General features: G+C 43.1%; 11 protein-coding genes, 2 tRNA genes and 1 pseudogene. 8 read left to right on the top strand and 6 right to left on the bottom strand.

The genetic code is table 11. From position 1 onward, the window contains the following. The first annotated feature begins 2 nt into the window (after nt 1–2). Nucleotides 3–2,850, top strand: a pseudogene (locus tag ACTCIM_RS02905) (phosphoribosylformylglycinamidine synthase subunit PurS). Beyond that, nucleotides 2,851–4,026 (top strand): putative DNA modification/repair radical SAM protein, encoded by a 1,176-nt coding sequence (locus ACTCIM_RS02900; RefSeq protein WP_464278845.1) that lies wholly within the window; start codon nt 2,851–2,853, stop codon nt 4,024–4,026. It begins immediately after the preceding pseudogene. Here the strand turns inward: ACTCIM_RS02900 and bioB are convergent. The 5 genes from bioB to ACTCIM_RS02875 all read right to left on the bottom strand — a co-directional run bounded on the left by bioB (nt 4,018) and on the right by ACTCIM_RS02875 (nt 7,139). Continuing rightward, the gene (gene bioB / locus ACTCIM_RS02895) at nt 4,018–4,998 is read right to left on the bottom strand and encodes a biotin synthase BioB (RefSeq protein WP_464278844.1); all 981 of its coding nucleotides are present in this window, start codon (nt 4,996–4,998) and stop codon (nt 4,018–4,020) included. The genes ACTCIM_RS02900 and bioB overlap by 9 nt on opposite strands. Next, nucleotides 4,985–5,611 (bottom strand): dethiobiotin synthase, encoded by a 627-nt coding sequence (bioD, locus tag ACTCIM_RS02890; protein WP_464278843.1) that lies wholly within the window; start codon nt 5,609–5,611, stop codon nt 4,985–4,987. Before bioD ends, bioB begins: the two co-directional genes overlap by 14 nt. Then, nucleotides 5,601–6,887: an adenosylmethionine--8-amino-7-oxononanoate transaminase gene (bioA, locus tag ACTCIM_RS02885; RefSeq protein WP_472313779.1), complete on the bottom strand. Its 1,287-nt coding sequence runs from the start codon at nt 6,885–6,887 to the stop codon at nt 5,601–5,603. Before bioA ends, bioD begins: the two co-directional genes overlap by 11 nt. A gap of 9 nt (nt 6,888–6,896) precedes the next feature. After that, a tRNA-Ser gene (locus tag ACTCIM_RS02880) sits at nt 6,897–6,986 on the bottom strand. A 58-nt stretch (nt 6,987–7,044) separates the two neighbouring features. Then, nucleotides 7,045–7,139: transfer RNA gene (locus ACTCIM_RS02875), tRNA-Ser, on the bottom strand. A gap of 165 nt (nt 7,140–7,304) precedes the next feature. Here ACTCIM_RS02875 and lepB point away from each other — a divergent pair. The 3 genes from lepB (at nt 7,305) to ACTCIM_RS02860 (ending at nt 10,929) form a co-directional block, all read left to right on the top strand. Continuing rightward, on the top strand, nt 7,305–7,904 hold the full coding sequence (gene lepB, locus ACTCIM_RS02870) for a signal peptidase I (protein ID WP_464278841.1): 600 nt from the start codon (nt 7,305–7,307) through the stop codon (nt 7,902–7,904). Between the two features lie 4 nt (nt 7,905–7,908). Then, nucleotides 7,909–9,441 (top strand): YifB family Mg chelatase-like AAA ATPase, encoded by a 1,533-nt coding sequence (locus ACTCIM_RS02865; RefSeq protein ID WP_464278840.1) that lies wholly within the window; start codon nt 7,909–7,911, stop codon nt 9,439–9,441. Nucleotides 9,442–9,516: 75 nt separating this feature from the next. Then, on the top strand, nt 9,517–10,929 hold the full coding sequence (locus ACTCIM_RS02860) for an MltF family protein (protein WP_472313776.1): 1,413 nt from the start codon (nt 9,517–9,519) through the stop codon (nt 10,927–10,929). Here ACTCIM_RS02860 and ACTCIM_RS02855 read toward each other — a convergent pair. Then, nucleotides 10,849–11,145, bottom strand: coding sequence for a hypothetical protein (locus ACTCIM_RS02855; protein WP_472313774.1), 297 nt, complete (start codon nt 11,143–11,145; stop codon nt 10,849–10,851). The two genes, ACTCIM_RS02860 and ACTCIM_RS02855, sit on opposite strands and share 81 nt — an antisense overlap. Nucleotides 11,146–11,239: 94 nt before the next feature. On the opposite strand from ACTCIM_RS02855, the gene ACTCIM_RS02850 reads away from it, so the two are divergent. Genes ACTCIM_RS02850 through ACTCIM_RS02840 form a run of 3 tightly spaced genes read left to right on the top strand, consistent with a single transcriptional unit; the run spans nt 11,240 to nt 15,327 of the window. Continuing rightward, on the top strand, nt 11,240–12,508 hold the full coding sequence (locus ACTCIM_RS02850; protein WP_472313771.1) for an IMP cyclohydrolase: 1,269 nt from the start codon (nt 11,240–11,242) through the stop codon (nt 12,506–12,508). Nucleotides 12,509–12,512: 4 nt separating this feature from the next. After that, on the top strand, nt 12,513–14,561 hold the full coding sequence (locus tag ACTCIM_RS02845) for a ribonuclease catalytic domain-containing protein (protein ID WP_472313769.1): 2,049 nt from the start codon (nt 12,513–12,515) through the stop codon (nt 14,559–14,561). Further along, on the top strand, nt 14,527–15,327 hold the full coding sequence (locus ACTCIM_RS02840; protein WP_464278835.1) for a type III pantothenate kinase: 801 nt from the start codon (nt 14,527–14,529) through the stop codon (nt 15,325–15,327). The genes ACTCIM_RS02845 and ACTCIM_RS02840 overlap by 35 nt, the downstream gene beginning before the upstream one ends.

The raw sequence follows: 15,327 nt of genomic DNA, 5'->3' as shown, positions 1-15,327 counted from the left end.
GTATGCTAGCACGCTTGGAAGTGGCTTTAAGGCCAGAAGTAAGAGATGTAAGAGGAGAAAAGATTGCTCGTAAAATAAAAGAGCATTTAAATTTAGATGTGGAAGAAGTAAGGATAATTAAAGGCTATACCATTGATGGTTTGGAAGCCAAGGAACTGGATGTGGTTTTAAAGGAACATTTCCTTTCAGACCCGGTATTACATAAAGTTGCTTTTGAGCCTTTGGCTCAGGATTTTGATTGGATTATTGAAGTTGGTTTTAGGCCTGGAGTCACAGACAACGAAGGAAAAACTGCCAGTTATACCCTGGAGAGGATTTTTAAAAAGACCATTCAGGTCTATACCAGTGAACAATTTTTACTCAAAGGTAATCTGGATAAATCCCAGGTAGAGCACATTGCAAAAGACCTTTTAGCCAATGAACTTATTCAACGCTTTAGTTATAGAAGTTTTGCCCAGTGGAAGAATGCCCCGGGCTTTCCCCTGGTCGCTCCCAAAGTTACAGGCCAGGCTTCTACAGAAGTGGAAATTATTCCCTTAGCTCCTTTAAGTGCACAGGAATTGGTGCAGTTGAGTAAAGACAGAGTGCTGGCGCTTAGTTTGCAAGAAATGGAGGTTATTAGGGATTACTTTAACCTTCCAGCAGTAAAAGAAGCCAGAGCCAGACTGGGATTAGCTCCTCATCCCACAGATGCAGAGCTGGAATGTTTGGCCCAGACCTGGTCTGAGCACTGTAAACACAAAATTTTTAATGCCAGAATTACCTATGAAGATAGGGAAAAGCAAAAAACTGAGGTAATTGATAGCCTTTTTAAAACCTATATTGCAGGTAGCACGCAAAAAATCCGTGAGTTAAAGGGAGAAAAAGACTATTGCCTTTCTGTATTTAAAGATAATGCTGGAGTAATTAAATTTGACCGGGACCTGGATGTATGCATCAAAGTGGAGACCCACAATAGCCCTTCAGCCTTAGACCCCTATGGTGGGGCTTTGACCGGCATTGTGGGGGTAAACAGAGACCCCATGGGCACAGGCCTGGGAGCCAATTTGTTGTGTAATACAGATGTGTTTTGTTTTGCCTCTCCCTTTTTTAAGGGCGAACTTCCTCCCAGACTTCTCCATCCCAGGCGGGTGATGGAAGGAGTGCGGGAAGGAGTGGAGCACGGTGGCAATAAATCTGGTATTCCCACTGTAAATGGCGGCATTGTTTTTGAGGAAAGATACCTGGGCAAACCTCTGGTATTTTGTGGAACTGTAGGTACTATCCCGCATGAGATTAAGGGCAGGAAAGGATATAAAAAGAAGGCCCAGGTGGGAGATTATATTGTGATGACCGGAGGAAGAATTGGCAAAGATGGTATTCATGGCGCTACCTTTTCCTCTGAAGAACTACACGAAGGCTCTCCAGCCACAGCAGTCCAGATTGGAGACCCCATTACCCAGCGTAAAATGTATGATTTTATCATGCGAGCCAGGGATTTGGGCTTGTATAATGCCATTACAGACAATGGGGCAGGTGGTTTATCTTCTTCTGTGGGGGAAATGGCTGAAGATACTGGCGGCTGTGATTTGGACTTGAGCAAAGCCCCTCTAAAGTACGATGGCCTTAAGCCCTGGGAGATTTTGCTTTCTGAAGCCCAGGAAAGAATGACCCTGGCTGTGCCTGAAGAGCACCTGGAGGAGTTTTTACAACTGGCCCGGGAAATGGATGTAGAAGCCAGTGTGCTGGGCAGGTTTGTGGATAGTGGAAAGTTTTTGGTTCGCTATGGAGAAAAGATTGTTGCCTATCTGGACATGCACTTTTTACACCACGGCCTTCCTCAAATGGAGCTCAAGGCTGTGTGGGAAAAGCCCAAGTTCCCTGAGATTAGCCAGGATAAGATCAGGGTGGAGTGATGGTCCTGCAGATGCAGCTGTGCTTAGACCTGTTTTAGACAAAGATAGAGGCCTGGTGGTGAGCAATGGGATTTGTCCCAAGTTTAGTGATTATGACACTTACTGGATGATGGCCAATGCCATTGATGAAGCCATTCGCAATTGTGTGGCTGTGGGTGGAGACCCCAATTATCTGGCTGGAGTGGATAACTTTTGCTGGTGCGATCCTGTCCAGTCAGAAAAGACTCCAGACGGTCATTACAAACTGGCTCAACTGGTAAGGGCCAACAGGGCTCTGGCTCACTTTTGCCAGGCCTTTCAGGTCCCCTGTATTTCAGGCAAGGATTCCATGAAAAATGACTATACAGGTGGGGGACAAAAGATTTCCATTCCACCCACCGTGCTTTTTTCCTTGATTAGTGTAATAGAAGACATTTCCTGGTGTCAGACCTCTGATTTTAAGTTGCCAGAAGAAGAGATTTATCTTTTGGGACTTACGCGTAGAGAGCTGGCTGGTAGTGAATTTTTAGCTGAACTGGGTTTAAAAGGCGGAGATGTACCCCAGGTGGATGTGCTTTCAGCCCGAAAACGCTATCTTACTTTACATGAGGCCTTTAAACAAAGACTTATTACTGCCTGCCACGACCTTTCTGATGGAGGGCTGGGAGTAGCTTTGGCTGAAATGGCCATTGGAGGTAGATTGGGAGCCAGAGTGGACCTGGCCCAGGTTCCCTGTTGTCCTGGGGACTTGACCCTGGAAGAAGTGCTTTACAGTGAAAGTGCCAGTAGACTTCTGGTTACAGTGAGAAAGGAAAACAGGGATAGGTTCAGGGCCCTGTTTCAGGGGCAGGTAATAGCTTATCTGGGCGAAACCACTGCCCTTCCTGAACTTGTGTTTCACTATAAGGGAGAAAAGCTTTTTAGTTGCTCGGTAGAAGAGTTAACCAGGGCCTGGAAAGCCACTTTAGACTGGTAAATGGAGCTAGAAGAGAAACTCAAGCTTTTAAGCACTAGCGTTCATCTGGACCAGGTTTGTGGGCTTAGTTCTCTTCACCAGCGTTTACAAAATTTAACTCCGCAAAAGGGGCCAATTTACCACAGTCTAGCTGGTGGGCAAAGGGTTCCTTTGTTAAAGATTCTTTTATCCAACAGGTGTGAGTTTAATTGTAGCTATTGCGCCAATAAAAAGGACTTTGATTTTCCCAGGACCAGCCTGGAGCCAGATGAACTGGCTAAACTCACGGTAGAATTATTTCAGAAAAAAATTATTCAGGGCTTGTTTTTAAGCTCAGCAGTGGATAGGTCGCCCAACTATACCATGGAGCGTATGCTCTGGGTGGCCAGGAAGCTGCGTTTGTACTATAAATTTCCTGGTTATATCCATCTCAAAATTATTCCTGGAAGCGATAGGGATTTACTCAGAGAAGCTTTGAAATATGCCAGTAGAGTGAGCATAAATTTGGAGTTCCCCACCCAGAGAAGTTTAGAACTCTTTGCTCCCAATAAAAAACCAGAGTATTTGCTTAAACCCCTGCAAGGCCTGTCCAGATTGTTGCAAACCCAAAGGAAGGTTGCCACCAAAGGGCTTAGTACTCAATTTATAGTGGGAGCAAGTAAGGAAAGCGATAGTACCTTGCTAAAGGTTGCCAGCACCCTCTACCAGCAATATGGCTTAAAAAGGGTTTACTATTCTGCCTTTGTTCCAGTCTTGACTCCGCATAATTTTGAGCTGCCAGCCAGAAAAACTCTCCTGCGGGAACACAGGCTTTACCAGGCAGACTGGCTTATTCGCTGTTATGGCTTTAGCTGGGAAGAGCTTTTTAGTTCTTCTCCTAATCTGGATTTTCACTTGGACCCCAAAACCAGCTGGGCCCTTAATCACTTAGAACTTTTCCCGGTGGAGATAAACAGAGCTAGCTTTAAAGAACTTTTAAGAATTCCTGGCATCGGGCAAAAAGGAGCCAGGCAGATTATTAACCTTAGAAAGCAGGGAAACCTTGGCTGGGAAGAGGTGGAAAAAATAGCTATCAATCTGAGTAAGGCCAAGTATTTTATCACAGTAAAGGGAAGATACTTTTGCTCTCATTTTGAACCTGGTAGGATAAAGAGATTTTTGAGAAAAGAAAGGGTAAACTTTCTACCTTTAAACTGATTGCCTGCGCACAGATAAACCCAAGGTCTTTAAAAATTCCAGGTCTTCCTGGACACTAAAACCGCTTTGAGTAAGATAATTTCCGGTCATAATAGCACTGGCTCCAGCCAGGAAAATAAGGGGATGTAAAGAGCTCAGGTGTTGTTTTCGACCTCCACAGATAATAATTTCCTTATCAGGCAGGATAAAACGGAAAGTAGCAATGATTTTCAGGCAATACAGAGGAGTTAAATAGGAGTTCTTTTCCAGAGGGGTTCCTGGAATGGGAATGAGGAAGTTTAAAGGGACAGCATCCACATCCAGTTCTTTTAAGGTATAAGCTAGTTCTATAATGTCCTGGAAACTTTCGCCCAGGCCAAAAACTCCTCCACTGCATACACTTAAGCCAGCTTTTTTGGCTTCTTTTATGGTGTTGATGCGTTCGGCATAGCTATGGGTGGTGCAAATTCGGGGAAAGTAGGATTTACTGGTCTCCAGATTGTGATGATAACGGCTAAGGCCTGCCCTTTTTAGCTCTTCTAGTTCCCTGGCTGATAAGATGCCCAGAGAAGCACAAAGGCCTATTTGGGATTTGAGGCTGGCAAATACTTCTTTTACCTGCATTATTTCCCTGGAGGTTAAGGCCTTGCCAGAAGTCACCAGGGCGTAGCGATTTACTCCCTTTTGGGCCATGTCTTGTCCCAACTCATAGAGCTCTTCTTTGGGCTTTAGCGGATAGACCGGGATATGGGTTTGATAGTATTTGGATTGGGCACAAAAGGCACAGTTTTCTGAGCAGCGTCCGGATTTGGCATTGGCAATGGTGCAAAGGTGGATTTGCTGGGAATAGAGCTGGCGTAAAAAATTACTGCCTGTGAGCAAAGAAAGGATTTCTGGCCCTTTAAGGGAAGACAGGGTTTCCAAATCCTTGGAGCTTAACTTATTTTGTAAGGCCTTTTCAGCCAAGTGCAGGCTATCCTTAGGAGAAAACACCTTTTAAATCCTGAAAATAGGTTTGATAAAGGTTAAAATAGTCGATTTTTGTATCCTCTAGCCAGGGGATTTGAGCAATAACTTTTACCTTTCCATAATATTCAATGGCTTCTTTATTTTCTGGATGTAAGGGCCCGTTTAAAACCACTCCAGCTATTTTTAACTTTCTACTTCTTAATACCTCTAAACTTAAAAGGGTGTGATTGATGGTGCCCAGGGTGCTTCTGGCCACTAAAATTAAAGGAAGATTAAATTTTTGCATCAGGTCCAGCATGAACTGGTTTTGGTTTAAGGGAACCAGAATCCCCCCAGCTCCTTCCACCAGCAAAGGCCTTTGTTCAGGCAGGGGGATTTTTTCCAGGTCTATAAAGTCCTTTTCCAGTCTGGCTGCCAGATGGGGGGAAAGGGGTTCTTTAAAGAGATAGGTCTCAGGTAAAAAATGTTTTTCCTTTAAACCAGTTTGTTCTTTTATCCACTGAGAATCAATGAGGTCTTTGCTCCCAGTTTGAATGGGCTTAAAATAATAACCCCTTAGTCCAGCCACTAAAATGGCACTAATAAAGGTTTTGCCCACATTGGTGTCTGTCCCGGTTATGAAAAAACTAGTCTGCATAGTCTTGCTCCAGGAGCACTTCCTTAATGGCAGTAGTGAGCTGGTTTAACTCTGAAGAAGAGATAATATAAGGAGGCATGATGTAAATGAGGTTGAGAAAGGGACGAATCCATACACCCTTAGCTACAAATTTTTTCTGGATTTTGGCTATATTTACCCTTTTACTTACTTCTACCACTCCAATGGCGCCAAGAACCCGTACATCTTTGACTCCTTCTATTTGTCTACAGGGAAGGAGTTCTCTGAATAGTTGCTCTTCTATGTTTTTTACCTTTTCCTGCCAGTTAGAGGTAAGGAGTAATTCCAGGCTGGCCAGGGCCACTCTGCAGGCCAGAGGATTGCCCATATAGGTTGGGCCATGCATAAACACATAGGGAGGAGCAGAAGAAATTGTCCGGGCTATTTCAGAAGTACATAAGGTGGCAGCTAAAGTTAGGTAGCCTCCAGTTAAGGCCTTGCCTACACAGAGGATATCTGGTTTTACCCGGGCGTGCTCCAGAGCAAAGAGTTTACCTGTGCGTCCAAAACCTGTGGCTATTTCGTCTAAAATCAGCAAAACGCCTTCCTTTTGGCAGAGCTTGGCCACCTTTTGTAAAAATACAGGGGAATAGATGCGCATGCCCCCAGCACCCTGGACAATGGGCTCTAAAATTACTGCAGCCAGGTCTTTTAGGTGCTGGTAAAAAAGCTCTTTAAAACACTCAAAATCCTGAGGATTAAAGTCTTGAAAGCCATTTTGGGGAGGTGGGCAAAAGATATTTTGGGGCAGAAAAGAAGAAAATAAGGAATGCATTCCAGTATAAGGGTCGCAGACACTCATGGCCCCAAAGGTATCTCCATGATAACCCTTTAACAGGGTAAGAAATTTTGAACGCTGCTCTCCTTTGGCCTGCCAGTATTGTAAGGCCATTTTTAAAGCAACTTCCACACTTATTGAACCAGAATCTGCAAAAAAGACCCATTGCAGGTTGTCTGGAGTAATTTCCATAAGTTTTTGGGCTAACTTCACTGCTGGTTTGTGGGTAAGCCCTCCAAACATTACATGGGCCATGTCCTTTAGCTGTTCCTGGATGGCCTGGTTGAGCTGGGGATGGTTGTAGCCATGGATTGCTGCCCACCAGGAAGACATGCCATCTATGAGCTTTTCTCCACTTTCCAACTCTATAATAACTCCCTGGGCCCTTTTTACCGGGTAAACAGGCAAGGGATTAAGGGCTGAAGTGTAGGGATGCCAGATATGGGCTTGATCAAATTGAAGCAAGGACTGAATGTTCATGGTTTTTAGTGGCGGAGGGAGAGAGATTCGAACTCCCGGACCCCGTCAAGGGTCTGCGGTTTTCAAGACCGCCGCCTTCGACCACTCGGCCATCCCTCCTTAAAGATTAAAAGTATAAATAAACGGGGCAAAAAGCAAGAGTAAAGAAGGGAAAATATGGCGGAGAGGGAGGGATTTGAACCCTCGGTAGAGGTTTTAGCCCCTACACTCGCTTAGCAGGCGAGCGCCTTCAGCCAACTCGGCCACCTCTCCAGAAGAGGTTAAACTTTTAAATCAAACCTACAGCCTAGTCAATGAAAAAAGTTGCTAATTTCTCCAGATTGGTTTTGGCAATAGGAGTTTACTTGGGAATTAGCTTCTTGCTTATTTTGGGAAATTGGGGCAAAATTAAATTTTATTTAGTCAAAGGAGTTCTGAATGAACGAGAAATGGTTAAGTACTATAAGAGAATATGCAGAAGCTTTGCTTGTTGCTTTAATCCTTGCTTTTTTTATTCGTTCTTTTGTGGTTCAGGCTTTTAAAATACCTTCTGGCTCCATGTTGGACACCCTGCAGATAGGAGACCATTTGTTGGTAAATAAGTTTATTTATGGCATAAGAGTCCCTTTTACTGATTATTTTTTAGTAAAATTTTCTGACCCTAAATTTCAAGATGTGATTGTGTTTAAGTATCCTAAAGAACCTTCCAAGGATTTTATTAAAAGAGTTATTGGGCTTCCTGGAGATACCATAGAGATAATCAATAAGGAAGTTTATCGAAACGGTCAAAAGCTTGTGGAACCTTATGTAAAACATGTGGACCCTCAAATTATACCCAGGAGGGATAATGTTGGTCCCATAAAAGTACCAGAGGGAAAGTACTTTGTTATGGGAGATAATAGAGACGAATCCTATGATTCTAGATTTTGGGGATTTGTGGATAGAGACCAGATTTTAGGAAAGGCCTGGATTATTTACTGGTCCTGGCAGGGCTTTTCTAATATTCGCTGGAACAGGATAGGCCATTTGATACATTAACACAATGTTTGCTAAAGTCTTTAGTGGTGGTTTATTAGGTATAGATGGCTTTTTAGTAGAAGTAGAGATAGATTTAACCCGCTCTGGCCTGCCTGCCTTTAGTCTGGTAGGTCTGGCAGAAGGGGCGGTACGGGAAAGTAAAGAAAGAATCTTTTCTGCCTTAAAGAATAATGGTTTTAAACTCCCGCCTGCAAGAATTACTATCAACTTAGCTCCAGCCAATCAAAGAAAAGAGGGAAGCCTTTTTGATTTGCCTTTGAGTATTGGTTTATTGGTAGCTGCTGGATTGCTTCCCAAAAGTTCCTTTTTAGAACACACCCTTTTGGCTGGCGAGCTTTCTTTAAATGGAGAATTGCGTCCCATTGCCGGAGCTTTGCCTTTAGCACTTTTAGCTAAAAACAAAGGCTTAAAATATGTTGTTCTTCCCAGGGATAATGGGCCAGAAGCAGCTGTGGTTAAAGGGGTAGAGGTCTTTGCCCTGGAAAATCTGGCTCAAGTGGTGAGTTTGCTGGAAGGCAAAGAACTGACACCTTTTCAGGTGGATGTGGATAGCCTTTTTCAGGAGCAGACCAGTTTTTTAGAAGACTTTTCAGAAGTAAAGGGCCAAGAACATGTAAAAAGGGCCATTGAAATAGCTGCTGCCGGAGGCCACAACTTGCTTTTAGTAGGTCCTCCAGGCAGTGGTAAGACCATGCTGGCCAAAAGAATTCCAACCATTTTACCCCCTTTGACCTTTAGTGAAGCCCTGGAGGTGACTAAAATTTATAGTGTAAGTGGCCAGCTTCCTCCTCAGGTTTCTTTACTTATCCAGCGTCCCTTTCGGGCTCCTCACCATACCATTTCAGATGCAGGGCTTATTGGTGGCGGGCATTATCCTCGGCCTGGAGAGGTCTCTCTAGCCCATAGGGGCGTGCTGTTTTTAGACGAACTGCCAGAATTTAAAAAACATGTTCTAGAGGTGCTAAGACAGCCCTTGGAAGATGGCGAGGTTACCATTGCCAGGGCCAGCATGTCCCTGAGATATCCAGCCAGCTTTATGCTGGTAGCCGCCATGAATCCCTGTCCTTGTGGATACCTGGGGGATGAAAAACACCATTGTTCCTGTACTCCCTTGCAAATCCAGCGTTATCGTTCCAGACTCTCTGGTCCCTTGCTGGACCGTATTGACTTGCAGGTAGAGGTTCCAGCTGTGGAATATAAAAAACTCAGGCAGGAACAAAGTGAGTTTTCCTCTAAGAAAATGTTAAAACGGGTCCTTACAGCCAGGAAAATACAACAGAAGCGCTACCAGGAAGCTTCTTTACCCTTTTTGACCAACAGTGAACTAAATGGACGCTGGTTAAATAAGTTTTGTCCTTTAGGAGAAAGGGAACACGCCTTTTTAGAACAGGCAGTGAAAAATCTAGGACTTTCTGCCAGGGCCTTTACGAGAATTTTGCGCCTGGGTAGAACCATTGCTGACCTGGAAGGTAAAGAAAATTTAGATGTGCCCATCCTGGCCGAAGCCATTAGCTATCGTTTTTTAGACCGCACCTAGTTTTTTGTTTGACATTATCCTTATTCCCTTTTTACAACTTCAGTAATTTTAAAATATAGGCTTTTTTATTGTGATATGGAAAAGAAGTTTAAAATTGCAATATTCTTACTTCTAGTTTTAGAGCTAATTTTTCTTTTAGGCCATATTTATTATCAAAATTATTACTGGAAAGGTAGAAAACTAAGAGTAGCAGAAAGCAAGGAAAGCCCTTTATGTTTTTTTTCTCCTTATGGGCAGGGCATAGACTATTCCCTGGCTTCTCTTTTGGCTAAAGAAAAAAAACTTTCTCTGATTTGGAAAAGGGTTAATACCTTTGAACAGGCTTTTAACTTGCTTGAGAAAAGAGAAGTAGATTTGGTAGTGGGAGTGCCTACCCTTTTAGTTGAAAATAAAAGTAATTTTAAAAAGGGAAAGGAATATGTAAAAAACAATTTTTTATTTGTACATAACAAAAAAAGATATCCTTTAAGGCGCTTTGATGAGCTTTGTAAGAGTAAAGTTATAGTTCCCAAAAATTCTATCTTTGTTTCTAAAATAACAGACTATGATAAGATAATTTTTTGTTCCATAAATTACGAAATCATAGATTCCCAGGAGTTAGATGCCTTTAGGGTTTTAGAGGCTAACAAGGCCAGGTTTATGCTCACAGATAAAATTAAGTTTAATGCCTTAAATCCTTATTTTCTGGATTTACGCCCTACTTATGAGTTTAAGCAAAAATTTGCTCACCTTTGGCTCTGGAGTACTCACTATGCCAGCTTAAGCCAGCTTATTGCTGAGTTTTGGGAAGGAGAAGAAGTAAAGCAGAAGATTAAGGACATACAGGAACTATACCTGGGATTTTTTCCAGAGGATATTGATTTTTATCAGTTAAATCATTTGCAAGAGTCGGTTTTAAGGTTTTTACCGCGCTATGAAAAAGATATTATAGCTGCCTGTAAAAAGTATGATCTAGACCCTCTTTTTTTTCTGGCCCAGATTTACCAGGAATCTCATTTTAATCCACGGGCTCGAAGCAGGACAGGAGTAAGAGGTTTACTTCAACTGAGTTTGGATACTGCTTCTCTGTTGGGTGTAGAAAATCGTTTAAATCCTACGCAAAGCATCTGGGGTGGAGCCAAGTACATGGCCTTTTTAGAGGAAAGGGTGGCTAAAAAAGGAGTGAAAGGCTGGGATAAGTGGTTCTTTGTGCTGGCTGCTTACAACCAGGGCTTAGGCCACCTTTACGATGCCATGGATTTAGCTGTGAAGCAAAACAAAAACCCTTATAAGTGGTCCTCTTTAAAGGAAGTCTATCCCCTTTTAAGTTATAAAAAGTTTTATAAAAACACCAAACATGGGTATTGCCGGGGTTATGAAGCTGTGGACTATGTGCAGAGCGTAAGGTATTATTATTATATTTTAAATTTATTTACCTTTCTGGGGAGCAGGGAAGGCGATTACCTTAGACGCTTTGTTTCCCTGCGTCCTCTTGTTTGGCCGAGATAGTTCTTCTTTTGAATTCCCCTTTTTTAGCTGGAGATTAAAGAACTGGTTTTTCCACTTTAAACTCTGGATAAAAGAAAAGACCAGAAAATCTCGCTCCCACTGGTTGGTAGGCTGAAAGTTTTGGACCAGGTTGAAGTATTTTTCCCATAGAGAAGTAAGAGATGCTTCGTCTATTTCCAGTAATTTTTCCGCCAGGTTTTGCAGTAGTTTTTCCATTTTTGTCTGCCTTTTTTGATTTGCCCCTTTTTAGAGCCTGTGCTAAAAGTGTAAAAGTTTGCTTGATTATGTCAAGAAAAGGAGAGGTTTGGAGATGAATATTAAGGAAATGTACAAAAAGATAGTAGAAGACCCCTTTCCTGAGGACTTAACCCTTACTTTAGGGGGACAAAAATTAATTTTTAGAAAAAGGGTCTGGGAGATTGAAGGAGAAAAAAAAGGTCTGCGCTATGGAGAAAATCCAGACCAACCTGCTGCCCTCTATGAACTGGTAGAAGGCTCGCTTACTTTGGGTGGGATTAGCTTTAGAGGTCCAGGCAAAGGCCTGGTAGCCTCTCTTACTGAAGCCAATATGCTGCAGGCAGGTAAACATCCTGGAAAAATCAATCTCACAGATGTGGATAATGGCATCAATATCTTGCAATATTTGTATCAAAAACCAGCTGCTGTAATTTTAAAGCACAACAATCCTTCAGGAGCGGCCTGGGGGCAGGACCTGTTAGATGCCTTAAACAAGGCCTATTTTGCCGATAGGATTGCTGCCTTTGGCGGAGCAGTGGTGGTCAATAGGCCCATTGATAAGATGTGTGCTGAATTTTTAACCCAGTTTTACTTTGAAGTGGTAGCTGCCCCTGGTTATGAAACAGGAGCCCTGGAGATTTTAAAGCAAAAGAAAAACTTGCGTATCTTGGAGATACCTGGCCTGGCTAGATTGGAAGAACTAGTGGGAGAGCCCTTTTTGGACTTAAAGTCTTTAGTAGATGGAGGAATAGTTGCTCAGTTTTCCTTTAGGAATAGAATCCTTTCTGCTGAAGATTTTTTGCCTGCTCAGGCGGAGAAAGATGGCCAGGTGGTTTCTGCCAGAAAACCTACTCCCAAGGAAATGGAGGACTTGCTTTTTGCCTGGGCTGTAGAAGCAGGAGTAACTTCCAATTCTGTGCTTTTTGCCAGAGATGGACAGACTGTGGCCATTGGTACGGGTGAACAAGATAGAGTGGGTTGTGTAGAGCTTACCATACACAAAGCCTATACCAAGTATGCGGACAATCTGGTGTTTGCTGAGAAAAAAATGTCTTTATATGAGCTTAAATTAAAGGCCAAGGAAGACAGAGAATTAGCTGCTTACCTGGAAGAGGTCTGGCAAAGGACTCAGGAAGCCAAAGGTGGCTTAAAAGGCTCTGTTATGGTATCAGATGGTTTCTTTCCCTTTAGAGATGGAGTGGATGTGGCCATAGAGCAGGGAGTGACAGCTATTGCTCAACCTGGTGGTTCCATTCGGGACTTTGAGGTGATTCAGGCTGTAAACCAGGCCACTCCTCAGGTTGCTATGGTCTTTACTGCCCAGCGTTCTTTTAAACACTAGAATTATGGCAGATAAGCACGTGGAAATAGAACCAGGGAGTGTGGTGGAGTTTTTAGAAGGTGGGAAAACTCTACTCTCCCTGGTTTTGGAAAAAAAAGAAAAACGCCTTAAAGTCCTTTCCTGGACCGGAAAAGAATATAAACTTTCTGTAAATAGAGTTTTGCCCTGGGTAGGTCCTAAAATCTTACTTTCTGCCCAGCAGGATGAACTCCTCTCTTCTCTAAAAAAAATTGAAGAAAAACGCACCCAAATTGCCAATGATATTGTCCTGGAAAAGCTCTGGGAATTAATCCGGGAAGAAGTAAAGGAAGCAGAGGTCTTCTGGCTGGCTGAGCTTTGTTTTACTGAGCCAGAGATTGACCAGGTGGCTGCTCTGGGTAGACTTTTATTGGCAAACAAAATCCTTTTTAAGTATAAACCTCCTCTTTTTTTAGTTCATAGTGCAGAAGAAGTAAAACGCCTAAGGGAAGAGCAATACAAAAAGGCCCTTCTGGCCAAGGTCCTGGAAGAGGGGCAAAGGGTTTTAAAGGAAGCTGCCAAAGGCCCTGGACGGGTAAAATGGTCTGAATTGAACCCAGAGGTGGCAGACACTTTACGGGAAGTGTTTTTTTCTGTGTTGGGCAAAAAAGGTGAGGCAAAAAAGGAGAAGTTTTTTAAACAACTGACTCAAGGCCTGGGAGACGATGAGTTTTTGGCCTTTACTCTGGCCAGGAATTTGGGTCTTATTCCTCCTCATTTTAATTATTTGCTCCTACAGGCAGATTACGAGCCAGGTCGCTCCTGGGAAGAAACCTATAGCCAGGAGATTACTCGCTTAAAAAAACTACCTCTTTCCTGGCAAAAGCCTCTTTTAAAGCCTTTTGTCAGTATTGATTCTGCTTCCACCCAGGATATTGATGATGCCTTTTGGTTGCAAAGAGAAGGAGATAACTTTCGTTTAAGGGTAGCTATTGCCTGCCCTGCGCTTTTTTGGCCCTTTGGTTCAGAACTGGATTTAAAGATTAGAGAGCGTTTTTCCAGTTTGTACCTGCCTGAGGAGACCTATTTTTTACTGCCCCATGAACTGGCTACTTCTACTTATAGTTTGCTAGCTGGCAAGCAGAGTCCTGCTCTGGTTTTTGATTTTTTACTGAATAAACAAGCAGAGGTAGAAGAGTTTTCCCTCTACCTTTCCCTGGTGGAAGTGGAGCAAAATTTAACTTACCTCCAGGCAGATGAGTTTATCCAGGAGAAAAAGGAATTTTGGCCTCAGCTTTATGCTCTGGCCAAGCAGTTAAGAGCCCAGCGCATAGAGGCTGGAGCCATTGTGGTGGAGCAGGCAGAGCCAGAGATTGTTTTAAGGCAAGAAAAGGAAGAGATTCAAGTTGAATTACTGGAAAAGTCACTTCCTTTTTCTCAGGTAGTAGTGGCAGAGATGATGATTCTTTGTAATCACTACATTGCCAGGTGGGCTAAGGAGAAAGAGCTACCTCTTTTTTATCGTACTCAAAATATTAACTTTTCCAAAGACCTGGCCGGGATATGGACCAGGCCAGAAGATATTTATCAGGTGGTAAAGGGTATGGCCCCTTCTATTTTAGATATTGAGCCTGAACAGCATGCCTGTCTGGGTGTTTCCTGCTATGCTCCCATTACTTCTCCTTTAAGAAGGTATATAGACTTATTGAACCAGGGTCAGGTGGTGAAGGTTTTGCAAGGAGAAAAGCCCTTGTTTAGCAAAGATAATTTGCAGGGGATGTTGCCTTACCTTTCTGCCAGGCAGACCTTAGTGGGGCAGGTACAGCGGTTTAGACCCAGATATTGGAAGTTGCTTTATTTTCAACAAAGGCATAAACTGACTCAGTTTGAAGGGGTTTTAGTCGAAAAAGGTAGTCCTCTAGCTGTATTTAGCTTACCTAAAGAGCAAATTCTGGTGCGAGTCCCTACCAAACTTCTGGAAGAAAAGACCAGGGTGGGCGATACATGTTTGCTTACCTTTGGCAGGGTAGATCCTCTTAGAAATGAACTAAGGGTTGTACATGTCAGCAAAAAAGAAACAGGTTCTTTTGATTGATGTGGGTAATACCAACATCAAGTTTGGTTTGGGTGACCAAAAAAAGGTGGTCCAGGCCTTTGTATTGCCTACAAACCTGGAGGAAACAGCAGATTCTCTGGGCTTAAAGATTCAGGGACTCATTTCCAGCTTTGTTCAAAAAGCAGAAATAGAAGCCTGGGTGGTTTCTTCAGTGGTTCCTTTGTTGGACGGAATTTTAGAACAGGCCTGTTATACCTATGGCAGGTGCCCCCTTTATTTTGTGCCCCAGGATTTGGTTTTAGATATTGAAAATCGTTATGAACGGCCTCAGGAAGTGGGGGCGGATAGACTGGTAGGTGCGTTTGCAGCCAGGACCCTTTTCCCGGGCCCCAGGTCCTTGGTAGTGATTGATTTTGGGACTGCCACCACCTTTGATTGTATAGAAGAAAGGGCCTACTTGGGAGGGCTTATTTGCCCTGGCATTTATTCTTCTCTTAAGGCCTTGAGCCTGAATACAGCCAAGTTACCACAAATTTCTTTAGATACCAATGTGGAGCAGTTACGCATTGGCCAGAGTACCAGGCAGAGTTTAAAGCAGGGTATGCTTTTTGGTTTTGCGGCCATGGTAGATGGCTTACTGGCTAGACTGGAGACAATTTTAAAACCACCTTTAAAAGTGGTAGCTACGGGAGGATTGGCTTCCTGTTTAGCTACTTTGACTGAGAAAATAGATCTGGTTTATCCAGAGCTTATTTTAGAGGGATTAAGGCTTGCTTATTTAACCCATAAGCCAAAAAAGGAGTAA

It is taken from the genome of Desulfonauticus sp., assembly GCF_055126295.1.
The sequence above is the reverse complement of the archived record's forward strand: the minus strand, read 5'-3'. Positions and strand labels throughout refer to the sequence as shown.